This is a genomic window from Pseudoalteromonas obscura, from assembly GCF_030135505.1.
Taxonomy (GTDB): Bacteria; Pseudomonadota; Gammaproteobacteria; order Enterobacterales; family Alteromonadaceae; genus Pseudoalteromonas; species Pseudoalteromonas obscura.
Genome location: NZ_JASJUT010000010.1, coordinates 211,432 through 236,197 on the forward strand (window position 1 = coordinate 211,432; position 24,766 = coordinate 236,197).

Below are 24,766 nucleotides of genomic sequence, written 5' to 3' on the forward strand. Positions count from 1 at the left end.
CGGGGAATTTCAAACTTTGAGTTGATCGGATTTTAGCTGTGAGGCGTAAACATACTTAGAAATTAACACAACTAAGTCAATATGAAACGAGCACTTTTCCCTTTATCTATATATATTTTGCCGCAAGGATACACGCGACTACGTATTTTTGAGCCGCGCTATCTTCATATGGTGAAGGTAGCGATGAAAGAGAAGAACGGCTTTGTGCTTTGCCATAGTGATAAAACGCGCCCTTCTAAAGTGTCTGCTGAAGGTGTCTATGTAGAAATTGTCGACTTTTCACAAGACCAAGGTGGGCAGCTATTAATTGATGTGTACGCAAGGTGTAGGGTGAATATTTTAGATACTGATGTCGATGATTTAAACTTGAAACATGCTTGGTGTGAGCCAATAAATGAACCGCTGTGGGATTTGCAAGACGGCAACTTTATTTACCATGAGCGTCTTGCTGATCTATTAAGAGATCTATTTGTTATCAATACCGAGTTGAACGACTTGTACAAGAAAAAGAACTATGCCGACCCAATTTGGGTAGCAGCGCGCTGGTTAGAGTTGTTACCGCTGACCCTAAAGCAAAAGCAAAAAATACAGAGCTGCCAATCTTATCAAGCTGTTGCCAACGTTCTTTTTGAGATTTTTGATGAACCAGCGTGATCTAAATGTCAAACCTACCCGTATAGACTACTATGTTACTGACTCAGAGCGTTAAATTATGGTTAGTTTAGAGCAATCAAGTGATTGCCGTACAATAAAAGGTAAAAACGTAGGGATGCAAGAAACCCCTTCAGAGCAGCTAACGGCAGCATTAGTGAACGTAGCAAAAAACGCAGACAAAAAAGCGTACGCCTACCTGTTTTCATACTTCGCGCCGAAAATAAAGCGTTTCGGCATAAAGCAGTTTGGATCAGAGGCGATGGCGATGGAACTCGTTCAAGACACCATGACATCGGTGTGGAGAAAAGCGAAACTTTATCATCAAGACAAAGGCGCGGCTACCACGTGGGTGTACACGATAATGAGAAACGCATCCTTTGACGCTTTGAGAAAAGTGAAAAGCAATAAAGAAGATAATCTCAGTGAAGAGATTTGGCCTCTGTTTCACGATGAGCAAGTTTGTGAGAAAAGCTTTAAAGATCATTTACAAACAAACCAACTTAAAGAAAAAATTAAGAGTTTGCCCGCAGCGCAGCGCGATGTTGTAGTTGGCGTATATTTTGAGGATATGACACAAGAACAGCTGGCACAGCATTTAGGTATACCTGTTGGAACAGTCAAATCACGATTACGCTTGGCACTTAAAAAGTTGAAAGTCGAGTTGGGAGAGCAGCATGATTAAATATCACCCTTCAAAACAGTTGATGCAAAAACACGTTGCTGGTGAGCTACCCGTTGGTTTGAGTGTAGCGATTGCTGCACACATAGAGTTGTGTGGCGCATGCAAACTGGAACTCGACGCGTTGGAATCAAAGCAAGCTGAAGCTGCATTTACGAATAGCGGCAGCTATTCAGAAGAAGCAGCGGAATCAAGCACAGAAGAAGACTTGGCATTTGAAGCTATGATGAACGATATCACCCAGCTCGACATGAGTAGCGAAATGGTGCCTCGAGTTCCTCAAATGTTTGACTATCAGGACAAATCCGTTCAGTTGCCCAGAGCAATTGCAGCCCTAAAGCTAGGCAGTTTTATCAATGCAGGAAAGGTGTCTCGTGCTCGTTTTGAGTTGGACGAAGGCCCATTGCGGAGCAGCCTATTACATATAAAACCAGGCGGAGAGATCCCCGAACATACACATACTGGGTTTGAATTGACGCTACTGCTGGATGGGTCTTTCGAAGACGAGAGCGGCTCATATGTGCCTGGCGACTTTATTATGTTAGACGGCAGGCATAACCACACACCAAAAACAGAAGAAGGTTGTTTGTGCTTTACTTTAGTAGACAGTGCATTGCACTTTAATAAAGGCCTTAGCAAGTTGCTAAACCCAATTGGTAATCTTATCTATTAATATGGGAGTCGAGTATGCAATTTAAATCACCGATACAAATCGGATTAAGTGCTTGTCTTGGCGGGGACAAGGTTCGTTTTGATAAGGGTCATAAGCGCTCAAATTTTTGTATGGACGAATTCAGTAAATATGTCGAATTCGTTAAATTCTGTCCAGAAGTTGCGATTGGCATGCCGATACCACGTGAAACGATAAGGCAAGTGCGTTACGGTGACACCATAAAAGTATGCCGCCCAGATGGGTCTCAAGATGTTGGTCCTAGGCTAACTGAGTACGGCAAAAAGATTGCTCAAACAAAAGCGAAAGAGCTATCTGGTTTTGTATTTTGCGCAAAGAGTCCTAGCTGCGGTATGGAGCGTGTTAAAGTTTATAACGACGCAGGTACAGGCGCGACAGCTGAGGGGGTCGGAGCATTTGCAGCAGAGATCATGCGTCACAATCCATTATTGCCATGCGAAGAAAACGGTCGTTTGAACGATGTGCATCTGCGGGAAAACTTCGTAATGCGGGTGTTTGTTTATAAATCCTGGCAGGAGTTAACAGAACAAAAGCTGAGCAAGCATAAACTGACCGAGTTTCACGCTAAGCATAAATACTTGCTTATGAGTCATAACTATGAAGCTTATCGCAAGCTTGGTAGGTTGCTTGCTGAGGTAGAGGCCAACACGATAGAACAGGGGGCTGAAGAGTATATACTAGGCCTTATGGAAGCGCTGAAGAAGCCAGCTAGTCGCAAGGCGCAAGCAAATACGTTAGCGCACCTTCAAGGCTACTTCAAAAACGAATTGTCTCAAGTCGAAAAAGCAGAAATGGTGGAGGCGATTGATGAATATCGAACGGGCTTGGTACCGTTAAATGTGCCTTTGACGCTTTTGAAACACCACTTGCGAGTGCACCCCAAAGCCTATTTAGAGCAGCAAGTATATTTCGACCCATATCCTCATGATTTAAAACTAAGGTTTGCAATTTGAGCAAAGTACTATTTTGGTTTAGGCGCGATCTTAGGTTAGCGAGTAACCAAGCACTTCAAGATGCAGTGAACAACGGCGCCAGCGAGGCGCTGTTTTTTGTCTGTGAAAAACAGTGGCAAATTCACAAAACCAGTGAAATCCAAATTGATTTGTTGAAGAGGCGAATTGACTATTTGGGCGGAAAGTTGGCGGAACTTGGTATCAAACTGCATGTTGTAGATGCGGTCGACTTCAAACAATTGCCACTCAAATTCAATGAGTTCATTACATTGCACGGATTTACGCACGTATACGCTAATAGGGAGTATGAAGTTAATGAACTAAATCGAGATGCTCAGTGCTCTGAGTTTGACGCTGAATTGCGCCTGTATGATGGAGATGTTTTATGTCAGCCAGGGAGTGTAGTGACTAAAAGCGGTGAGATGTTTAAAGTATTTACCCCGTTTAAAAAAGCTTGGCTATCAGAGTTTTCACAGCGCACCTTCCCTCTGGGTAAGTATCTACATACAAGCTTTACACCCACAAAGTGGCAATCACCCGATATTTTAAAATCTGATGGGCAATCAGAAAAGTGGCCTGTGGATGACAATACACTGTCACAAGTTGTAGAGCTATTTTTAGAGAGTAAATTAAACGATTATAGTGAATATAGAGATATTCCAAGTATTAAAGGAACTTCGGGGTTAAGTCCATACTTAGCTCTAGGGTTCATTTGTGCCACAGATTTGATTGCTAGAATACAACAACGCATTCCGGACATATTATTAAGGACAAAAACTTCGGCATTTGTATATATCAATGAATTACTTTGGAGAGAGTTTTACCGCCACTTAATGTATGTTTTTCCTAAACTGTGCAAGGGAAAAAACTTTAATGAGAAGTACGATGCGGTTATTTGGTTAGATGACGAAACTGCTTTTACAGCTTGGTGTGAGGGTAACACAGGGTATCCCATAGTTGATGCGGCAATGCGGCAACTAAATCAAACAGGGTGGATGCATAATCGACTTCGAATGATCGTGGCAAGCTTTTTGACAAAACACTTATTAATCGATTGGCGTAAAGGAGAAGCTTATTTTATGAATAAGCTTATTGACGGCGATTTGGCAGCCAATAATGGCGGTTGGCAGTGGGCGGCCAGCACTGGGTGTGATGCACAGCCGTACTTCAGAATTTTCAACCCGATAACACAGAGCGAAAAATTTGATCCTGATGGTACTTTTATTCGTAAATATGTACATGAATTAGAATGGGTGCCAGCTAAATATATTCACTTCCCTCATGACTATATAAGAGCTGTGGGGAAACAGTGCTACATTTTGCCCATCGTTGAACATAAAGAAGCAAGAGCAAGAGCACTTGATGCATTTAAGGTATAGGAATGGAACAGCACCTTAGCAATTTTGTTGATATATATAATCAACTCTCGGACAAAAACTTAAATCTATTACGAAGCATTTATGACGATAGCATCGTTTTTTCTGATCCACTACATAAAGTCGAAGGCATTGAGGATTTAACAAAGTATTTTGAAAATATGTACGCCAATGTTAACTCCATCTCGTTTGATATCAAAGAGCACTACGTAATAGACGACAAGGGGTTTTTATATTGGGATATGCACTTTTCTCATAATAAGCTCAATAATAGGAAAAGCATTACTGTAGCAGGACATAGCCAACTTACCTTTAAAGGTGAAAAAGTGATTAATCACCGAGACTATTTTGATGTGGGCGCTTTATTATATCGAAATATTCCACTGCTTGGCAGTGTTATTAAAACACTTGAAAAGCGAGCTGTATCATGACTGTTGAGACAAAGCATGTAGTCATAACTGGCGCAACTTCGGGTATCGGTGAAGCGTTGGTAAAACGCTATTCGTTATCTCATAATGTAATCGCATGTGGCCGAAATGAGTCAAAGCTCGCTTCATTCGCAACACAAGGCATTGAAACTTTGAAGTTTGATATAACGTCAAAGCAGCAAGTTTTTGACGCAGCAAACAGCATTGATAACGTAGATATTGTAATTTTAAACGCTGGTGTATGTGAATATATAGATGACGCAAATCAATTTGATTCAGCGTTATTTGAACGGGTTATCCATGCCAACTTGATTTCCACTGGGTACTGTCTAGAAGCATTTATACCCAAGATTAAAAAAGGTGGGCAACTTGTTGTAGTCAGTTCTAGCGCGAGCTTTTTGCCGCTGCCAAGGGCGCAAGCCTATGGCGCATCTAAGGCGGCATTAAGCTATTTAACGCGTGTCATGCAAGTAGAGCTGCAAGATATACATGTCACACTGGTAAACCCCGGCTTTGTAGAGACACCTCTAACTGATAAAAATGATTTCCCTATGCCTTGTTTAGTTAGCTGCGAACAGGCCTCAGAACGTATTTATAACGGGGTTTTCAATCGCTGTGATGAAATCCATTTTCCAAAGCGCTTTACTTTGTTTTTAAAGCTTTTCTCTCTTCTTCCATTCAAACTTTGGTCGCCAATAGCTAAAAGGATAAAACGTTGAAAAATATTGCAATAATTGGGTCTGGTATCTCAGGATTAAGTGCGGCTTACTTGCTTAACAACAAACATAATATCACCGTATTTGAAAAAGAAGATAGGCTTGGCGGTCATACAGCTACTATTGATGTTGATACACCAGAAGGTCTAAAGGGTATTGATACTGGCTTTATTGTTTTTAACGACCGCACTTATCCTTTATTCGAAAAATTGTTGGATCAAATAGGGGTTGGCCGCCAGCCGACACAAATGAGCTTTAGCGTTAAAACGGCAGGCCGAGATTTCGAATATAATGGTCACACGCTTTTTTCACTGTTTGCTCAAAAACGCAATATATTGTCGCCAAAATTTTGGGGCTTTCTTTACAGTATTATTAAGTTTAATCGACTTTCTAAAGCACTATACCATAGCGGTGATTATTCAAAGCATACGAATTTAGGCGACTTTCTAGATGCACATGGCTTCGATGAATTTTTTAAAAAGCACTATATTTTACCTATGGGGGCAGCGATATGGTCGACCAGCTTAAAAGGCATGCTAGATTTTGAAATTCAGTTCTTCATTCAGTTTTTCTACAATCATGGTTTATTAGACGTTGCAGGCAGACCTCAGTGGTATGTTATCCCTGGCGGGTCAAAACAATATATTGCGCCTTTGACTGAGTCATTTAAAGATAAAATACGCTTAAACGCTCATATTAAGTCGGTTGCGCGTTTTGATGAGCACGTTGAGGTAACATTTGACGATGGAAGCGTAGAGTATTTTGATGAAATTGTCTTTGCTTGTCATTCTGACCAAGCTTTGACTTTGTTGAAAGATGCATCCGATGTTGAACTGGACGTACTGGGGTCTATTCCTTATACACCAAATAGCGTTGTACTTCACACAGATATATCGTTACTGCCAAAGCGCAAGGCTGCTTGGGCGAGTTGGAATTATGCGTTAGATGAGAGTCAAACAAGGCCTGCAAGTGTAACATATCAAATGAATATACTTCAGGGAATTTCATCTGCACAGCAATATTGTGTGACATTAAATAATGATGGTCAGATAGATAAGGAAAAAATAATTAATCAGTTTACTTATTATCACCCCGTATTTAACACGCAAAGTATCCGAGCACAAAAAAGAAAGTCGGAAATAGATGGCGTTAACCGCACTTATTTTTGTGGGGCTTATTGGTTCAACGGTTTTCATGAAGACGGAGTCAAAAGCGCAGTAGACGTTGCTAAACAGCTCGGAGTTGAGTTTTGAATAGTGCCATCTATTTAGGTGATGTCAGGCACCGCCGCTATGCCGTCGCAGAACATCATTTTAAATATCCAATGTACATGATGTGTATTGATTTGGACGAGCTGCACCTACTGGATGATATTCATCCAATGTTTGGCACCAGAGGCAAAAAATTACTTCGGTTTGAACAGGCCGATTATTTAGTTGGAACTGAGGAGCCTTTAAAGCAACGAGCGTTAAATAAAAGCCTTGAATTGGGTGTCGATGCGTCAGGTAGCAAAGTATATTTAATGGGACAAATGCGCTGCATAGGCTATTATTTTAGCCCTGTTAATTTTTATTTTTTTTCCAAGGAAGACGACGAATATACGCATATGCTTGCTGAGGTTAGTAATACACCATGGAACGAGCGACATTATTATCTTGTTCCACTTGGAAAAAAAGTGAACTTTGAAAAGACTTTTCACGTATCACCTTTTATGAATTTAGATATGGAATATCATTGGCATATAAAAGCACCTAAGCAACATGCCTTTGTCCATATCGAGAATAAAAAAGAGCGTGAACTCTTATTTGACGCCACATTAAGACTGCAGCGAGTACCACTAGAAAGACACGCTGTCAGTAATTTGTTGAAGCAGTTTCCAGCGATGACTTTTTCAATTTTGAAAGGCATTTACTGGCACGCGTTAAAGCTTTTTATTAAGCGAGTTCCTTTTATCAGTCATCCCGGAAGTTTGTAAGATGGAAAAAACGACACAATCATTTAGCAGTGAGAACAGCGACGGCTTTTTAGTAAAGGTGTGCAAGACATTAGTTATAAAAGCGCTAGCACAAATTACATGGGGTCATATAAGGCTAATTGACGCGGATCAAGAGTTTTCATTTGGAAACGAAAAAAGCGCAGACAAAACGACAATACACGTTCAGTCTGGACAAATGTATGCCAAATTTGCGCTTGGTGGCAGCGTTGGGGCGGGTGAATCATATATCTTAGGACATTGGACTTGTTCAGATTTAACCAAGCTCATAGAGATATTTGTCGTAAACCAAGACGTGTTAGACCAATTCGAGAAAAAGTTTGCGCTTATCTCTGGACTGTTTAACAAAGTAACGCACTTTAAAAATCGCAATACTAAAGCCGGTTCAAAGAAAAACATTGTTGCTCACTACGATTTGGGTAATGACTTGTATAGTGCATTTTTGAGCGAGGAAATGCTTTATTCTAGCGCTGTTTATCCAACACACAACGCAACGCTTGAAGCCGCTCAACAGCACAAACTAAAACAAATATGTGAGCAAGTAGACCTAAATAAATCAGATCATGTAATTGAGATTGGCACTGGATGGGGCGCTTTTGCGATATATGCTGCGCAAAACTATGGGTGCAAGGTCACCACAACGACAATCTCCGAAGAGCAATACGCCTATGTGAGTCAAAGAATAAATGAACTTGGTTTACAAGAACAGATCACACTGTTGAAGGACGATTACAGAGAGCTTGGTGGTAAGTTTGATAAGCTAGTCTCAATCGAAATGATAGAGGCGGTAGGACATGATTATTTGGCTGGTTTTTTCGAAAAATGCAGCGCGCTGTTAAAGCCGGATGGTGTTATGTTGATCCAAGCAATTACTATTGCATGCCAAAGATACCATCATTACTTAAAAAACTCTGATTTTATTCAACAATATATTTTTCCAGGTGGGTGTCTGCCTTCGATTACAGAAATGAGCAAGCAGATCTGCAACAGCACAGATTTAGTTGTTCACTCGGTTAAAGATATCGGCTTGCATTATGCAAAAACTCTGTACGATTGGCGCGAGAGGTTCGATAAAGCTTGGCCGTCACTGGATAATAAGAAATTTGACCAGCAATTCTATCGTCTTTGGGAGTTTTATCTTTGTTATTGTGAAGGCGGGTTTAAGCAAAGAGCAACGAGCGCAGTGCACCTAGTTGCCAGAAAGCCTAGGCATTTTAGTGATGATGAAAAAGCATTCTGTCATTATTAACTTTGCGCTATTCCAGTTTGCTTGGTTTTCCGTGTTTTTCTTGCAGTCTGATGCGCTATTGCCAGTTGGCATTGCAATAGCGCTAATGTTCTGTTTGAGCCCTTATAAATCGCAAGATACAAAGTTTGTGCTTATAGGGCTGTGGGTTGGTTTGTCTATTGAGTTAGTTGCGGTGAGTGTCAATGTTATTGACTATGGAGATGACATGCTCCCGGTTTGGCTAGTCTTGCTGTGGTTAGCGTTACTATTTTCGTTTAGAGAGTCACTAAGCAAACTTTTTCATCTCCCCATAAAGTACAGAGCGCCCATTGTTTGGTTATGTACACCGGCCAGTTATTATGCTGGTTCGAAAGCCGGGATATTATCTACATTAGAACCTTTATGGTTATTTTGGGTTATCTACGGTGCTATATGGCTTATTGGTTTTGAGGTGCTGAGGTGGCTTGACGCACACGCCTTTGTAAGAAGGAATGATGAGGTATTGAGCTAAATCGTTCCTCTTTTAGCTAAATATATGCGATACAAGCACAATTTGTCAGATTAATTTCGAATATAGTTGAATTTTGGCTTGCACTCATGCTTAAAATGAATAAACATAGAATTTGCTCCGGCAGAAAATAAAAAAATATAGGAATTTTTAAAATGAACAAAGCTCAACTAGTTGAAAAGATCGCGAACGACGCTGATATCTCTAAGACGGCAGCTGGCCGTGCATTAGACGCTTTAACTAGTGCTGTAACTGAAGCTCTAAAAGAAGGTGACTCAGTAGCACTAGTTGGTTTTGGTACTTTCTCTGTAAAAGAGCGCGCAGCACGTACAGGCCGTAACCCTCAAACTGGTGCTGAAATCCAAATTCCAGCAGCAAATATTCCAAGCTTCAAAGCTGGTAAAGGCTTAAAGGATCAAGTAAACCTTTAATTCAATGACGAATATAATTGACTGTGAGATTTATCTCGTGGACATAAACTAGAAAAAGAGCCAAAAGGCTCTTTTTTATTTGTATAAAAACTTGAATATATAAATAACAGTAGGGTGATTATAATTAATGGGCACTAAGGCCCAAATCATTAATCTAGTGTATTTAACTCTTGAGTGCTTTATCACCCCGGCCTATACCAACAGCTCCTGAGCGAACGAGTTCAATCAAGTCACTTTCGTGGCGCAGCATATCCAAAAAGCTCTCAATTTTATCTGTACTGCTGGCTAACTGAAGTGTGTAGCTTTGTTTTCCCATGTCAACAATGGCTGCACCAAATACATCGCTTACTCTGGTAACCGCCGCTCTCATCGCTTCATTTCGAGTAAACACCTTGACCATTAATAGTTCTCTTTCTATGTGATTGATTTCCGTTAAGTCAAATACTTTCAACACATCGACGAGTTTGTTAACTTGCTTTGTGATCTGCTCAACGACTCTATCATCTCCGTGGGTAGTAATAGTAATACGAGAAAGAGTTTTATCGTCAGTCGTACCTACAGTTAAGCTATCTATGTTGTAGGCCCTTTGAGAGAAAAGCCCAACAATTCGTGACAGTGAACCTGGTTCATTTTCTAATAGAATTGCTAATATACGGCGCATTATACCTTTACTCCTTTTTTCAACCACATTTCGTCAATGGCACCATGTTTAATTTGCATCGGGTATACATGTTCGCTCTCATCAACTCGGATATCTAAAAACACTAAACGATCTTGTATTGAAAACGCTTTTTCTAGGGCTGACTCTAGCTCGTTAGGGTGATCTACTCTGATCCCAACATGGCCATAACTTTCAGCTAATGCGACGAAATCAGGTAAGGACTCCATATAGGAGCTAGAGTGACGGCCGTCATAAAGCATATCTTGCCACTGCCTAACCATGCCAAGTGAGCGGTTATTTAATGATACCACTTTTACATTTAAACCATACTGTAGGCAGGTTGACAGCTCTTGAATATTCATTTGAATAGAACCATCTCCTGTTACACACACGACTTCTTCTTGTGGGTAAGCAACTTTTACGCCCATAGCTGCTGGCAATCCAAACCCCATGGTGCCAAGTCCGCCAGAGTTTATCCACTGACGAGGTTTTTTAAATGGGTAGTATTGTGCTGCAAACATTTGGTGTTGCCCCACATCGGAGGAAACATATGCGTTGCCCTGAGTAATGTCGTAGAGCTTTTTAATTACAGTCTGTGGTTTGATCTTTTCTCCAGTGGTTTCAAAGTCCAAGCATTTCTTTTCTCGCCATTGAGTAATGTCTTTCCACCAAGCTTCCTGTGCACTGCGGTCAATGGCGATATTGCTGTTATCAATACCCTCTAATAGCTGTGTAAGTACTGTATCTAAACAGCCAACTACAGGGATATGAGCCTGAATTGTTTTTGAGATGGAAGTTGGGTCTACATCTACATGAACGATTTTAGCATTGGGACAAAATTTCTTAACATTATTTGTCACTCGGTCATCAAATCTGGCTCCCAGTGCTAAAATAGTATCGGCGTTAGCCATCGCTTTATTGGCTTCAAGGGAGCCATGCATTCCCAGCATGCCGATAAAATTAGGATGGTTTCCGCTGATCCCGCCAAGACCCATTAACGTGTTCGTAATTGGCGCATTGAGCTTTTCAACTAGCTCAGTAAGCTTGTCAGAGGTATTCGACAGAACGATTCCACCCCCTGAATAAATGACCAGCTTCTTAGCTTGTAAAATAGCCTCTACCGCCTTTTTGATTTGCTTCGAATGGCCTTTAGTACTTGGGTTATATGTCCGCATATCTAGTTGCGGAGGCATAATATAATTGAATTTAGTTTGTGGAATTAAGACGTCTTTTGGCAATTCAACAACGACCGGCCCTGGTCTTCCTGAACTTGCTAGGTAAAAAGCCTTAGCCAAAATAGCTGGGATATCTTCTGCATTTCGGCAATTAAAGCTATGTTTGACAATTGGCCTTGAGCAGCCAACGATGTCAGTCTCTTGAAATGCGTCATCACCAATCAAATTTGAAGGCACTTGCCCAGAAAGCACAACCATTGGAATAGAGTCCATGTAAGCCGTTGCTATACCCGTAATGCAATTAGTTGCGCCAGGGCCAGAAGTGGCGAGCACCACGCCTGTTTGGCCTGTAGCCCGAGCATATCCATCAGCCATATGAGTTGCAGCTTGTTCGTGTCGGACGAGAATGTGTTCTATATCACTTTGCTCAAAAAGAGCATCGTACAAATCCAAAACAGATCCGCCTGGATAGCCAAAAATGTATTGTACTTGTAAATCTTTTAGCGCCTTTACAACTAACTCGGAGCCATTAAATTGCTCATTCATTACCTCATTCCTCAGCCAAGTTAAATCTTGGCATAAAAAAACCCCGCATTTTGCGGGGTCGATGAAAGCGTATACTCACACAGGCCCCTATGGACTTAATACTAAGACCACCACGAGAACCAATTTTGCAAGCTTAACTAAATTCATTTCAAATCTACTAAATTATTTAAACAGTTTTAATTTAAAGGGCAATCGATGTTTCTGTCAAGAAGCTAGGCTCTAGATATGCATAATATAACCCTTTTTGGCGTTGATAAATTTGAAATGTAATGTTTCAATTTATAAAAATAGGGCTCTATGCATAAATGTATCGGGAAAATACTCACAAAGCCAAAATAGTGAATAGGTTTATAGCGTGATAGGGGCTGTCAATTGCAAAGCTATCAATAGAAGTTAAAAGTCTGAAATATAAAAACTTTGTAAGTGGAGGAGACAGAGGGGATGTCGCGTAGAGATTTAGATGAAGAATAAAGATAGCGCAATTTGCGCTATCTTTCTGCGTACCAATTATAGACGTTCGATCACTGCTTGTGTGAAGTCTGTGGTGCCATGGTTGCCACCTAGGTCACGAGTAGTACGATCACCAGACTTGATTACATCAGCAACAGCGCTGCGGATACGCTCAGCAGTTTCACCCATATCTAGGTATTCAAGCATTTGAATAGATGCAAGAATAACAGAAGTAGGGTTTGCTAGATTTTTACCTGCAATGTCAGGCGCACTACCATGTACAGCTTCGAAAATCGCTGCATTTTCACCGATGTTTGCGCCAGGAGCCATACCCAAACCACCAACTAAGCCAGCACACAGATCAGAAATGATGTCACCAAATAGGTTAGTTGTTACTACGACATCGAACTCATCCGGGTTCATAACTAATTTCATACAAGTCGCATCTACAATCATTTCAGCTGACTCGATATCAGGGAAACGCTCACCTACTTCACGAGCCACTTTCAAAAATAGACCTGAAGTTGACTTTAGGATGTTCGCTTTGTGAACCGCTGTTACCTTCTTACGGCCTTCACGCTGTGCAAGCTCATAAGCGAAAGTCACGATCTTCTCTGCGCCTTCACGAGTGATCTTTGACATTGCTTCAGCTTCTGTACCGTCTTCAGACGTTACTTGACCAAGACCAGAGTACATGCCCTGTGTATTTTCACGTACAGTAATGATATCAATGTTGTCGTAGCGTGCTTGAGTACCTTCGAAAGACTTAACTGGGCGCACGTTTGCATATAGGCCAAACTGTTTACGCAAAGTAACGTTGATAGATGTAAAACCTTCACCTACAGGTGTTGTTAAAGGGCCTTTCAGGGTAAGCTTATTACGCTCGATAGCTTCTAATGTCTCAGGTGGAAGCAGTTCGCCAGTTTTTTCTAACGCTGCAAGACCTGCGTCAACATACTCGTATTCAAAATCACAGCCCGCTGCGTTTAAAATCTCAATTGCAGAGTCAATGATGCTTGGACCAATACCATCGCCGCGAATAACGGTAACTGTTTGCTTAGCCATTTAGTTTTCCTTTATCAAAATAAATTGTACACACATAAAAGAAGGATCTATTTATTGTAGTCAATCAAATAAAAAGTGTGTGTTCGCTTGAAAAATTAAGCGCGTTTTATAGCAATTTATTCATAGATATTCCAGCAAGGAATGATAAAAGGGCATAAATTTAGTTTATGTTTGTTATATCCTGCATTTATAGAATAAATATTATTCAATCATACTGTGTAAGGATAATGCTAAGATAGCGTCATTCAGTTGCGTTTCGCTATCCCAGCCAAATTTCTTTATTTGGTTTTGCAAAACATGGTGTTGCCAAGCTGTAGGTGTAAAGTGGGCGCTGCTCCATTGCATTGCCAGAACTTTAATGGCAACAAAGGTTTTGGCCTCTTCGCTCAATGAATCGTCTTTTTCCTTTTCGGATTGCATGAAAGCAGTGTGCGGAGGGCTGTTATCGAAGTGGTGGGAAAAATAGTCATTTAGCAGTGTTGTATTGAATTCCATAAAGCCAAATAATCTTGCAAGAGAATAAGGTGTTGATGAATCCGCTTGTTCACTGACACAAGTGAAGCGTTTAATATCAATATCATGATGCTTTAGCATAAAGGCAACGACTGCACTGATTGGAGAAAGAATGCTCTCGTACTCTTGCCCATAAGCTTGTTTGGTTAAAGTTGCTAAGATCTGTGCAAGCTGCTGGTACTTATGCCAAATATTAAGGGCGAATGGGTGACGCAATTGAGAAATCACCTGTTCAACAAGCACTCTCTGACAGAGCAAGCTTGCTGTGTTTAATCCGACCATAGTCAAACAGTGTCGAATATTTGCACCTTTTTGAGCTTCTCTATTGTATTGCTTCGCGGCTTGCTGAAGCGCTTGCTCTATGTACGGAAACGGCTCAATTGTTTTTTCAATAGCTCTAAAGCTAGCAAAACTATTTCTGCTCAATTTTTCTATTACAGTGTAAGTCGCTTCAAACGAGTCTTCCGTGGGGGCGATTTCTTGCGCTTCTATGTGTCCCCATACTTTGAAAAGTAGGTGTTTGTCTGCTGTGGAGATAGATCTATACTCAAACTCAAACGAGCTCTGTGTCTTGACTAGTCGATCAACCTTATTATCTTCAAATGTACAAATCACTTGGCTTTTCTCGTTTCTTTGCAAAAGAAGCGCTTTTTGACCGCGATATACAGTTACACAACCAACAGCAAAGTGACTGAATTGTAGTGACAGCTTGTTTAAGGTGTCTCGAGTAAACTCATCATAACTAGATAAGTAGAGCTTTTTCACAACAGAAGCCAAAGTATTAGACTTAGTCGGAGTTTTGACCAAAGCCATTGCAATGATCTGTGCAATGGCCACAACCAAAGTGGTATTGTCGTATAGTGGAGCTACTCGCTTACTCTTTAAGGTCTCACAGTATGGTTGAAGTCGAGACATCATACGCGTTGCCTGTTTATTAACGGAGCCACCGTGTTCGAGTACCTTAACAGCGAGTTGATACCTGATTTTCCATATTTTTTTACCTTGTTCAGTCAGGGGTTGTGCTTTAATTAACTTGTCACTTTCTTTTTTTACGCACAAAAAACTGGCCAAACAAGCGACGAGTAACTCTTGACGAATATTATTCGAATAGCCATGACCCTCTGAAATAATACATACCAAAATGCATTTCTTAACGACCAAGTTTGTCGTGGGGGAGAGTTGTTGAAAGTTAAAGTTTAGGTAGCTATGCAGTGCATTTGGGGCGCTTTGATAGGTGTGCGTGTATAACTGAGCAAGCTCCGCGAGGGTTGGAAAGATACTAGGCCATTTTTGTTTGTTGTAATAGAGCCTAAGTGTCTGCTCGGTTTTATTTACCAGTTCGAAGAGTTGCTTTGATATGTCTTTATTCGTCATTATTTAGCGCTTTCTCATAGGCCACAACTGCACCAGCCCCCCACAAAATTAGCTGACCATTTTTGAATAACAAACCAGTACACTCATCTTGTGTTGTTATGCCGTCTGGTTTCATCAATTGCGTGCGGTAAAAGACAATTTGAAAGACTGTATCATCATTTGATTTCACATAGGTGAGATCTGGACTACCTAAATTGTCGAGCACTGAATCTAAATCCATTCTTGTATCTGGCTTGAGCTTACTAATAAACCTTTTGTTAAAAGCTTCCCTGTCTTTCCAGAGCATTGCTCTGGGGTCGTCTTTATAAAAGTTGATCACAAGATAGACAATCCCGGCGTAAACCGCGAGGCCCAGAAATATATATTGTAGAACTTTTTTTATCATTTAAGTCACCTAAATACAGCTCGGTAAGACTATCTGAAGCGTGTATCCATAACAAGTAATTTGTGATTAATGCAATGATCAGAGACGCAGCTCTTTTAGAGTAAAACCAACTTCAATGTCTGTTCTAAGGGCTACTAGTGCTTTGCTCAAAATAAAGTTATCAATATCAGTTTCTATTTTTTTTCTAATTGTTCCATGAAGGCTAGGGCTGTTCAGTGCATTTTCTACTGAGCTGAATTGGCTCAATACATCAACCGCGGTTTTTTTCCCAACTCCCTTTACACCCGGAATGTCATTGGTTTTGTCACCCATTAATCCCCAGAAATCATGAAGCTGATTTTTATCTAAGGAAAATTTCGACTTTACGTCATCTGATGATATAACTTGTTGTTTAAAATAGTCGTAGACATTAATGTGTTCGCCAATTAATGGCAAGAAACCCTTGTCGGTAGATACAATCGTAGACGCAACACCGTGATTTGACGCTTTATATGCGAGCGTTGCCAATATATCATCTGCTTCATCTTGAACTGGAAAATATGCTTTTACATTTTGCTCAGTAAAGCCTCGGGCAACAATTTCAAGGTTATCTTTTAACTGCTGTGGCATTGGTTTTCTGGTGGCTTTGTATTGCGCGTAAAGGTGATAACGCCAGCTTTTGTCCCCGTCAAATACTGCAATTGCGTGACTTGCTTGGGATGTTTTAAGTAGTTTTCGGGTTGCGTTCTTTACGCGTTGATAACAGCTTTGAATGATTTGCTCATCAGTCAACCCTGATTGTTCACAATCAACAGCGTATATACGACGAATTAAGTTAAGTGCGTCAATCAGCAGTAATTGGGCCATAAATGTATATAAAACAAATTTTTGTTGGTACTTTCGAGGATTATAACAGAGGGGCGATGAGAGTTCATCGCCCCTAAAAGCATTTGTTTTAATTAAATAACTATCTAAGTTATACGGTCGTAGTTTGCTTTATGACTGAATTTTGTAGCAGGGCTCATATTTACTGCCAGGTAACTTCATACGACCTTGGCTAACAAAAGCTTGCAATAGTTTGTCCATATCTGACATGAGTGATTTATCGCCAGAAAGCACGTACGGACCATGTTGTTTAATTGCTTTAACGCCATTGTCTTTGACATTACCTGCCACAATCCCTGAAAAAGCGCGCCGTAAATTTGCTGCCAGTATTTCTTTAGGTTGACTTAAGTGTAAATCAAGAGACGACATATTCTCGTGGGTCGGCTCAAATGGTTGCTGGAATGGCTCTTCGATTTTTAGCGTCCAGTTGAAGTAATAAGCGTCTCCCTCAGACTTTCTGTACTCTCGCACCTTTGGCATTGCGGATTTAATGGTTTTTGCGACGCGTTCAGGATCATCGATGATCACTTCAAATTTGTTAAGCGCTTCGCTACCAAGTGTTTTTTCAACAAACTTGGATATTTCATCAAAGTAAGCTGCGCTAGACTCTGGTCCGGTTAATATGACGGGTAGCACTTGTTTTTCATTTTCTGGGTGGAGCAAAATACCAAGTAGATAAAGCAATTCTTCTGAAGTGCCTGCACCACCGGGAAAGATTATAATGGCGTGGGCGGTTCTAACAAACGCTTCGAGGCGTTTTTCAATGTCAGGCAAGATCACCAGTTCATTGACAATAGGGTTTGGTGGCTCTGCGGCGATAATGCTTGGCTCTGTCAGGCCCAAATATCGATTGTTAGTGATACGCTGTTTGGCATGGCCTATGGTTGCGCCTTTCATTGGTCCTTTCATCGCTCCAGGACCACATCCTGTACAAATGTTTAACCCTCTAAGACCGAGCTGATAGCCTACTTCCTTAGTATACTTATATTCTTGCTCATTGATGGAGTGGCCCCCCCAGCAAACGACCATATTGGGGTCGGTATTTACTTCAAGAGCGCCTGCGTTTCGCAGCATATCGAAAACCATGTGTGTAATTTCTTTAGGCTCGATCAGCGTATCTTGATGCCGTTGACAAATAAACAAAATATCCCGGATGACTGAGAAGATATGTTCGTGAATACCATTGATAATTGTGCCGTCAACAAATGCAGATTCAGGCGGATTGGTCAGTTCAATTTTTATGCCGCGTTCTCTTGCGACCAGAGAAACATTAAAATCCTCGAACTTTCGGTAGATCTCATAACTTGAATCTGTGTGGCTACCTACGTTCAGAACAGCCAACACACAGTTTCGGAATAATTGATATCTTTCGAAAGTTGAAGACTGTTGTAACAAGTCGACTTCTAATTGTGATAATAAATTAAGAACTCCAGTTGGGTTTAGCTGTACATGCATAGGCATTCTCCTTGTTATTCTCTAATGCAAAGTTTGTCTCTGCCTGAGTTTTTAGCGTCATACAGCGCATTATCAGCACGATCAAATGCTGTAAGCGGTGTATCGCCCTTTTTAAGCTGTGTTGCACCTAATGAAATTGTAATTTGTACTTCTTTTTCTTTAAATCTAAACGGTATTGCTTTTACGGTATTGCGTATTTTTTCAAGTGGGCTCTGCGCTGAGCTCAGTGGCATACCCGGCATAAGCAGCACGAACTCTTCACCACCATATCGAGCGATAAAGTCAGCTTTTCTAATTGACTTTTTAAGTGCTCTGGCAATTACCTGCAGTGTTTTATCACCGGCACTGTGCCCGTATTTATCATTAATTGATTTAAAGTGGTCAACATCAATAACGACGAGTGTGACATCACTGTTGTGAACTTCAAACAGATGAAATTCTTGGTTGTACCTATCATCAAAAGCGGCTCGATTAGGCAATTTAGTTAGGCCGTCTAGCAGGCTTTTGAATTTTTGCTCGTTTAAGCGTTTTTTATAATTTGTTACTTTGGTTTCGAGTAAATTGATACGGTCATTAATCTTGTCAAAGCTTTGAAGCAGAACCTCTTTGTCTCGGCGTTCAATGTTTTCGCGTTCAATCAAGTCTTTACTAAGCTCTTTCAGTTCATTGTCTACGAGCTGCTTTAACTCAGTGATAGAAGTTGCTTGTTGTGTTTGATGATTCAGCGTTGAGATCTTTTCTTCAATACGCTTGTTTAGTGCTGAGACTTCGTGATTGACCGACTTGGACTGATTTGTGGTTTCGACAATCGATTTGTGAAGCTCTTCAAGTGTTTGGTTCAAAGAGACTAAAAAGCCTTGAGCAGACTGACGCTCACGGGCGATAGATTTGGCGAATATACGAATAATGCTGACTGAATTATCCAGCAATGAATCAACCGAATCATCAGCGGACAAGCTCTGTTTGATTTGCTTGATTTGCTCTGAAACGTCCTCTTCAAAAACCAGCTCGTTTGTTAAAGATAACAGTTCAATGGCCAGTTCTGGATTGCGAGTCGAAGAGCTAAACTCTGGCGCTGCTTTTGCTTGCAGTGTTTGCATATAAAACTGCAAAATCTTTTCGAGTAAAGGAACAAATTCCGAAACAGCTTTGATATCACCAAGTTCATGATCAAGCACATGTCTCAGTTTGCGTCTGGTATCATCTGGTAAACCTTTTAGTTTTTGTAATTGTTTTCCAGCAGACTGAATATGGGTTGTTAAAGCTCGTTCATTAGCTTCATAAACGGCTTCTTGCTGTTTTAATTGAGCTATCGTGGTCTCAATCAACGGAGTAAGTTGCTCTATTTCCATGCCCTTGTTAAGTGCACTTCGAAACTTCGCAAGTTGATTATCTAGGGCTACATCTTGTCCTCTACAGCTAAAAGACAATCTTGTCGCAAAGTCAGACAGCATCGAGACTTGCGTCTTTTTTGCTTCTTCAAGAGTTTTTCTTGCTGAAATAGCTTGAGAGAGTTTTTTTTCCAAGAGTACGGTTTTATCAGTCACAAAAATCCAACATCTTTTTTTACTATATCCAATTGCAAGTTTACATCAAATTACTGAAAAATGTGGGAGAATTTAATTATCAACTTGGCTTTTTATCATGTAGGTTCAACGAATTTATTAACTCAAGTGTAAGGAATTTTGCTAATTTTAAGAAAACTCTTTAATTTTTTATAGTATGAAAAAAAATCTCTCACTGATCTCTTTGGCACTTTTAAGTCAATTTTCCTTCGCTGATGTCGAGTACAAACTCTCAATTACACAACCACAACACCATTTGGGTAATGTAGAAATTACTTTTCCGAAATCTGCGCAATCTTATGTTGATATTCAATTACCTGACTGGCGTACCGGCCGCTATGAGATACTGGATATGGCCAATGGCATTCGCTTTTTTGCTGCAAGCAGTGAAAGCGGGAAGCAGTTAAAATGGCAGAAAACAGATAAAAATACCTGGCGAGTCCATTTAAATGAACCCACCGAATTATCTATATCTTATCAAGTGTATGCCAATGAATTAGCCCTTAGATCAAGACATATTGATGATAGCCATGCGTTTATCGATGCTTCTGGTTTTTTTATGTTCAGTGATTCATTTCGACAAGAACCAGTAACAGTAAGCTTAGACGTCCCGGATAATTGGCGCTCGGTATCGGGTATGGACTTTGCCAATTCCAAACATAGTTTTAAAGCGGCGAACTATGACGTATTGCTAGACTCCCCAATTGAAACCGGTATCAATGAATTGCACAAGTTTACGGTTGATGGCCGAGACTATGAGTTGGTGATTTGGGGAGAGGGAAATTACGACGTTGACTTAATGCTACGAGATTTAAAAAAGCTTGTTAAAACAGGGAGCTTGATCTGGCATGATTATCCATATGATAGATATGTATTTATGGTACATGCGACCAGTGGAGCAAGAGGGGCAACTGAGCATTTAAACTCCACTATTATTCAAAGGCACCGAGATAAATTTGCTTCCAGAGATGATTATATTGGTTTTATCTCCACCGCTGCACATGAATTCATACATACATGGAATGTAAAAAACTACCGCCCGGATGGGTTAGTTCCATACGACTACGTTGATATTAATTACAGCGATTTGCTGTGGCTAGTAGAGGGCTCAACCAGCTATTTGGAAGACTATCTTTTACTTAGTGCAGGGATCACGACCAACAAAGAGTTTTATAAATCGTTGACCAGAACACTTAATCGCCATTTGCAAACGCCTGGTAGGGAAGTGCAATCAGTAGCAGATACCAGTTTTGATAAATGGATAAACCAAGGTGGAGATCACGGCAAGAATTACAGCACCAATATCTATTCAGAGGGAGCGTTAGTCTCTATGGCATTGGATATCGATCTGATAGATATAAGTGAAGGTAAAGTTAGCTATAGAGATGTGCATAGCGAGCTGTATAAACAACATAAGTTACCCAACTCATTTAACAGTGCCGATGTAAAACGGATCCTAAAGCAGATTAGCGGCAACGATTATTCAAAATGGTGGCAAACCTATGTTGATAATCCTGCGATCATTGATTTTGATGGCTTGTTTGAAAAAGTTGGGTTGGAACATGTTTATCCATCAGGCACAGTGAAAGTGGCAAGTATTGATGGCAGCACTCAAAATGCAGGCCAACTGCTTGAATTGACCCATGTAGCAAGAGGCGGTAATGCTTGGCAAGCCGGTTTAACTGCGGGTGATAAAATCGTTGCGCTCAACAAACATCACGTTCGCAAAGATTTACCAAGTACCTTAGCTTTGTTTAATCCGGGTGAAATCGTAGAAGTAAACTTTATTCGACGACATAAATTAATGACAGTGCAATTGCAACTGGGCGAGAAAGCAAATAGAAGCAAAGTTATCCGAGCAATATCATCTCCTTCAAGCCGCCAAGCTAATCTGTATAAAGCATGGCTTGGAGTTGAACACCCTAATAGTCAATAACCAATAAAAAAGGGGAGCTGGTTAGCTCCCTTTTTTATATATTCATCAAATGGATATTACATGATGCGAGAGAAAAAACGCGAACTCTTAGCGCCTGATCTATTTCTACGCATTGAAGAGCGAATTTGTGCTCGAGTGCTTGCCAGCCAACTTTCTCTATTTACTTTTGCATGTTCTCCGCGTCTGGCTTCTTCTGTTGCTCTAAAGCCGCAAAACTCTCGATATGCTTTAAGGTCTAATGACAGATCTTGCAATACAAGTTCAATCATAATTGCATCATCAATGTATCCAAGTACTGGGACATTGTCTGGAACAATATCTTCTGGTTCACCGAAGTATGCCAAAGAAAGCATGATTTCTTTCTTTTCGTCTTCTGGCATTTGCCACTCGTCATCTTGAACCGCGTCGATCAGTGCTGACAATGACATCATACGTGTTCTAACAAACTCAGGGACGTTTGTGCCTTCCATTTGTTGCACAAGCTCGCGAGCTTTGCTGATAATGTCTTCTTCACTTAAATGGCTGCTGCGCTCAATTGCAGATTGCATCATTGTGCGGAAATGTTCTAAATCGATATCAGTGAGTTCAAAATTTACTTGGATGGACATTATTTCTCCCTTACGCTCTTTGTTTATTTTTATATCCGTCAGGTATTTCAAAGAATGTAAATACCCACTTTGGTAACGACACTATGCCATTAAATCTTCACTAACTTAAGCTCAAATTAACAATAATTGAAAAAAAGTCAAAGATTGGTGATGTTGTGTTCAACCACATAAATATCTTAGTAAAAAATTAAATTTTTGGAGGGATATTTTTACTATTTCTCATTTTTTTAGACCTTTTTGTAAAACTACAAATCTCAATTTGGTGGATTTACAAGCAGTTGAACTGTTATTTTGCTGTGCTTAAATCGAGGTAACATGATGTTGTCTAGTACATATTTCGCAGCTACTCGGAACGCACAAAAGGTGCTTAAATTTTAATAGCGTGGAACTCAACAGCACGTCTTTTTTATTTCTAATTTACTTGCCGATTACTTTGCATAAATTTTTTTGGAGGCTGGCGCTAAGTGGCTTGACTTTAGGTACATTGCTGGGCGCTATATTACATGTTGATTGATCAACTCTATATTGAAGAGATAATGGCTTTATTTTGTGCTGTATGCATGATCTAGAAGAGGCTGACGTTATTTAATTTTAAATAAAAGGAGGGTTAACCTCCTTCAATTAGTAACATGTTTATCGTTTGATAAAATTAGCAAAGTTGAGTGTCAGTACATAGACCAGTAGTCCAACACCATGAACGGCTAGTTGTTACACCACCAGCAATAAATGGCGTCATCTTGTTATCTAATTGCTGTTTGTCGTCTGTTAAGTTTTTTAGTTTTTTCTTATTTAATTTCAGCATAGCTATTTCCTTTTTAGAGTTAATTTTAACAAGTAAAACCTACAAAAGATGTACATACAAATGGGTGGGTAAGCTCTGGTTTACCACCAGCAACAAGAGGCGTCATTTGCTTATCTAGTTGCTGTGAAGCATTATTAGTACTTAGAGACTTCAGGTTATGTTTTTTCATTTTTAGTTTCATTGCTTTTTTCCTTAAAACGAGTAGTGCAAACCCAACTTAACACTTGTGTACATATTTTCAACAAAAGGTTTATTCTAAATTGTTATAGGTTTATCTTAAGTATCCAATATGGGTACTTGAAGGTTGGTGCGATAAAGGGGATAGTTATATATTGAACAGAGAATGTAAAAGCTCATATTAAATAGGAATTACATTGAATATAGAGGCTTCTTTCTTTTGAAGCTTTTCAGTTCTAGCTGCTCGCTAAATCTAAACTATGTGGTCTCCGTAATTTGAAACAGTCGTAATTAGATTTGTAGATTACAGGTATTATTTATTGCACCGTATGGGGTGGGTAGTGATGGTTAGGTATCAGTTGATATGGGGTTTTAGGTAGGGTTAGAGCTTATATCTAATATTTGAATGCGCAAATATTTAATGTTTGACCGAGATTAATGCAAGACAAAAATAGAAGTAACCCCTCATAAAAGAGGAGTTACGATGATTAAAAAATACAGTTTATATATTAAGATAATCTGTTTAATGCTTTTGTTAAAAACTGTCCAGATTGAACATCAGCTTTAACACGTTGAACATTTTGCTTCATTTGCTCAATTTGAGCCGGTGTAAGTTCAGCCAAACGATCTTTTATATCTCGCAAAGAGCTGATGCTAAATCCAATACCTTCTTTCTCAACTAAGTCAGCCATAGCAGCCTTGTCCCAGATGATGATCGGCATATCGCACAGCAAGTACAGAGATAGCTTGTGTGGGTTGTTGAACATTAAATACTTACCAGTAACACCGTCACACGAATCTAGTGTATTGCCATACCAAACAAGACCAAAGTCACCATCAATATGGTCAATGACTTCGTTTGATGGAAAGCAGCCTTTGTAATCTAAAATGGTGTTGTTTATGTCTTTGACTTTTTTTGCATCATATCCAACACCGTATAAATCAAACTTAAAGTTGCCGCGCTCAAGGCCATCAAGTTCATAGACAAACGGACCCATATTACCGGCAAACACAACGCGAATATTTTCATAGTCTGTTTGAGTACGTTTTGCATTTGGGTTATCAGTATGTAAATAGTCAAATGCTTCTATGTTTGTAATTTCAGAGTTAAAGTTTTGCTCATGAAACCACGCCGCCATTTTGTCGTTGTGAACAATTAGCTGATCAGACTGTTTCAGTAGTTTAACTTCTTTATCGGAGTGACCGTATTTACCTTTTAAGCTCTTTAAATCGTGAACAAGCGTAAGTACTTTACTATTTTTAAGTTTGGCACCCCACAAGCAATAGCCATAAAACTTATTGAATGGATACTGTAAACAAACGGTGCTTCCAGATTTCAGCCTTAAAATAGCCCAAGTGACGCCTAGGGCACTTATCAAAGTGCCCAAAATAGAGTTGGCAATCCAAGTTTGCTTAAACCCAATATTTTTCCAACCGTTGTTTTCTAATATGGTTTCACAATCCATTTTAGCTTTTCCTGCGGCATCAAATTTTGAGCGGTAGTTTCGAGCAATATAAACTTTGTTACTCATA

25 protein-coding genes are annotated in these 24,766 nt (G+C 40.0%); 13 read left to right on the top strand and 12 right to left on the bottom strand.

What is annotated here, in order from left to right:
* Positions 1–81 precede the first annotated feature (81 nt).
* The 12 genes from QNM18_RS20305 (at position 82) to hupB (ending at position 9,657) form a co-directional block, all read left to right on the top strand.
* Positions 82–654, top strand: coding sequence for an LON peptidase substrate-binding domain-containing protein (locus QNM18_RS20305; protein ID WP_284138277.1), 573 nt, complete (start codon positions 82–84; stop codon positions 652–654).
* Positions 655–712: 58 nt separating this feature from the next.
* Positions 713–1,336 carry a sigma-70 family RNA polymerase sigma factor gene (locus QNM18_RS20310; protein ID WP_284138278.1) on the top strand — a complete coding sequence of 208 codons (624 nt, stop codon included), beginning with the start codon at positions 713–715 and terminating at the stop codon, positions 1,334–1,336.
* Positions 1,329–2,006: a ChrR family anti-sigma-E factor gene (locus tag QNM18_RS20315; RefSeq protein WP_211008677.1), complete on the top strand. Its 678-nt coding sequence runs from the start codon at positions 1,329–1,331 to the stop codon at positions 2,004–2,006. Before QNM18_RS20310 ends, QNM18_RS20315 begins: the two co-directional genes overlap by 8 nt.
* Positions 2,007–2,020: 14 nt before the next feature.
* Positions 2,021–2,977 carry a YbgA family protein gene (locus QNM18_RS20320; protein WP_211008678.1) on the top strand — a complete coding sequence of 319 codons (957 nt, stop codon included), beginning with the start codon at positions 2,021–2,023 and terminating at the stop codon, positions 2,975–2,977.
* Entirely contained in the window at positions 2,974–4,356 is a 1,383-nt protein-coding gene (gene phrB, locus QNM18_RS20325) for a deoxyribodipyrimidine photo-lyase (protein ID WP_284138279.1), read from the top strand. The genes QNM18_RS20320 and phrB overlap by 4 nt, the downstream gene beginning before the upstream one ends.
* Positions 4,357–4,358: 2 nt before the next feature.
* Positions 4,359–4,784 (top strand): nuclear transport factor 2 family protein, encoded by a 426-nt coding sequence (locus tag QNM18_RS20330; RefSeq protein WP_211008680.1) that lies wholly within the window; start codon positions 4,359–4,361, stop codon positions 4,782–4,784.
* Positions 4,781–5,500 carry an SDR family NAD(P)-dependent oxidoreductase gene (locus QNM18_RS20335; RefSeq protein ID WP_284138280.1) on the top strand — a complete coding sequence of 240 codons (720 nt, stop codon included), beginning with the start codon at positions 4,781–4,783 and terminating at the stop codon, positions 5,498–5,500. The genes QNM18_RS20330 and QNM18_RS20335 overlap by 4 nt, the downstream gene beginning before the upstream one ends.
* Positions 5,497–6,750, top strand: a complete 1,254-nt coding sequence (locus tag QNM18_RS20340) for an NAD(P)/FAD-dependent oxidoreductase (RefSeq protein ID WP_284138281.1) — start codon at positions 5,497–5,499, stop codon at positions 6,748–6,750. Before QNM18_RS20335 ends, QNM18_RS20340 begins: the two co-directional genes overlap by 4 nt.
* Positions 6,747–7,472, top strand: a complete 726-nt coding sequence (locus QNM18_RS20345; RefSeq protein ID WP_211008683.1) for a DUF1365 domain-containing protein — start codon at positions 6,747–6,749, stop codon at positions 7,470–7,472. The genes QNM18_RS20340 and QNM18_RS20345 overlap by 4 nt, the downstream gene beginning before the upstream one ends.
* Before the next feature lies 1 nt (position 7,473).
* Complete coding sequence (locus QNM18_RS20350; RefSeq protein WP_284138282.1) at positions 7,474–8,739, top strand: SAM-dependent methyltransferase; 1,266 nt, start codon at positions 7,474–7,476, stop codon at positions 8,737–8,739.
* Complete coding sequence (locus tag QNM18_RS20355) at positions 8,711–9,229, top strand: DUF2878 family protein (RefSeq protein WP_284138283.1); 519 nt, start codon at positions 8,711–8,713, stop codon at positions 9,227–9,229. Before QNM18_RS20350 ends, QNM18_RS20355 begins: the two co-directional genes overlap by 29 nt.
* 152 nt (positions 9,230–9,381) lie before the next feature.
* Positions 9,382–9,657 carry a nucleoid-associated protein HU-beta gene (hupB, locus tag QNM18_RS20360; protein WP_023397797.1) on the top strand — a complete coding sequence of 92 codons (276 nt, stop codon included), beginning with the start codon at positions 9,382–9,384 and terminating at the stop codon, positions 9,655–9,657.
* Between the two features lie 163 nt (positions 9,658–9,820).
* On the opposite strand, the gene ilvN is transcribed toward hupB, so the two are convergent.
* From ilvN to QNM18_RS20400, 8 genes are all read right to left on the bottom strand, one after another.
* A complete protein-coding gene (gene ilvN, locus QNM18_RS20365) occupies positions 9,821–10,318 on the bottom strand; it encodes an acetolactate synthase small subunit (RefSeq protein WP_023397796.1) in 498 nt (165 codons plus the stop codon).
* Positions 10,318–12,039 carry an acetolactate synthase 3 large subunit gene (locus QNM18_RS20370; protein ID WP_211008686.1) on the bottom strand — a complete coding sequence of 574 codons (1,722 nt, stop codon included), beginning with the start codon at positions 12,037–12,039 and terminating at the stop codon, positions 10,318–10,320. The genes ilvN and QNM18_RS20370 overlap by 1 nt, the downstream gene beginning before the upstream one ends.
* 507 nt (positions 12,040–12,546) lie before the next feature.
* Positions 12,547–13,554 carry an isocitrate dehydrogenase gene (locus tag QNM18_RS20375; RefSeq protein WP_211008687.1) on the bottom strand — a complete coding sequence of 336 codons (1,008 nt, stop codon included), beginning with the start codon at positions 13,552–13,554 and terminating at the stop codon, positions 12,547–12,549.
* Between the two features lie 201 nt (positions 13,555–13,755).
* Positions 13,756–15,441 carry a hypothetical protein gene (locus tag QNM18_RS20380; RefSeq protein ID WP_284138284.1) on the bottom strand — a complete coding sequence of 562 codons (1,686 nt, stop codon included), beginning with the start codon at positions 15,439–15,441 and terminating at the stop codon, positions 13,756–13,758.
* Positions 15,431–15,826 carry a DUF3192 domain-containing protein gene (locus QNM18_RS20385; RefSeq protein ID WP_211008689.1) on the bottom strand — a complete coding sequence of 132 codons (396 nt, stop codon included), beginning with the start codon at positions 15,824–15,826 and terminating at the stop codon, positions 15,431–15,433. Before QNM18_RS20385 ends, QNM18_RS20380 begins: the two co-directional genes overlap by 11 nt.
* A gap of 78 nt (positions 15,827–15,904) precedes the next feature.
* Positions 15,905–16,672 (bottom strand): flap endonuclease Xni, encoded by a 768-nt coding sequence (gene xni / locus QNM18_RS20390; RefSeq protein ID WP_211008690.1) that lies wholly within the window; start codon positions 16,670–16,672, stop codon positions 15,905–15,907.
* 129 nt (positions 16,673–16,801) lie between these two features.
* Complete coding sequence (gene ppnN, locus QNM18_RS20395; protein ID WP_211008691.1) at positions 16,802–18,145, bottom strand: nucleotide 5'-monophosphate nucleosidase PpnN; 1,344 nt, start codon at positions 18,143–18,145, stop codon at positions 16,802–16,804.
* Positions 18,146–18,159: 14 nt separating this feature from the next.
* Positions 18,160–19,692, bottom strand: coding sequence for a GGDEF domain-containing protein (locus tag QNM18_RS20400; RefSeq protein WP_211008692.1), 1,533 nt, complete (start codon positions 19,690–19,692; stop codon positions 18,160–18,162).
* Positions 19,693–19,867: 175 nt separating this feature from the next.
* On the opposite strand from QNM18_RS20400, the gene QNM18_RS20405 reads away from it, so the two are divergent.
* Entirely contained in the window at positions 19,868–21,646 is a 1,779-nt protein-coding gene (locus tag QNM18_RS20405) for a M61 family metallopeptidase (RefSeq protein ID WP_284138285.1), read from the top strand.
* A gap of 56 nt (positions 21,647–21,702) precedes the next feature.
* Here QNM18_RS20405 and QNM18_RS20410 read toward each other — a convergent pair whose 3' ends face one another.
* From QNM18_RS20410 to QNM18_RS20425, 4 genes are all read right to left on the bottom strand, one after another.
* A complete protein-coding gene (locus tag QNM18_RS20410; protein WP_023397787.1) occupies positions 21,703–22,254 on the bottom strand; it encodes a YkvA family protein in 552 nt (183 codons plus the stop codon).
* 649 nt (positions 22,255–22,903) lie between these two features.
* The gene (locus QNM18_RS20415; RefSeq protein WP_211008694.1) at positions 22,904–23,056 is read right to left on the bottom strand and encodes a hypothetical protein; all 153 of its coding nucleotides are present in this window, start codon (positions 23,054–23,056) and stop codon (positions 22,904–22,906) included.
* 25 nt (positions 23,057–23,081) lie between these two features.
* Positions 23,082–23,237 carry a hypothetical protein gene (locus QNM18_RS20420; protein ID WP_211008695.1) on the bottom strand — a complete coding sequence of 52 codons (156 nt, stop codon included), beginning with the start codon at positions 23,235–23,237 and terminating at the stop codon, positions 23,082–23,084.
* A gap of 505 nt (positions 23,238–23,742) precedes the next feature.
* The gene (locus QNM18_RS20425; RefSeq protein ID WP_211008696.1) at positions 23,743–24,765 is read right to left on the bottom strand and encodes a glycosyltransferase; all 1,023 of its coding nucleotides are present in this window, start codon (positions 24,763–24,765) and stop codon (positions 23,743–23,745) included.
* Position 24,766: the final 1 nt, after the last annotated feature.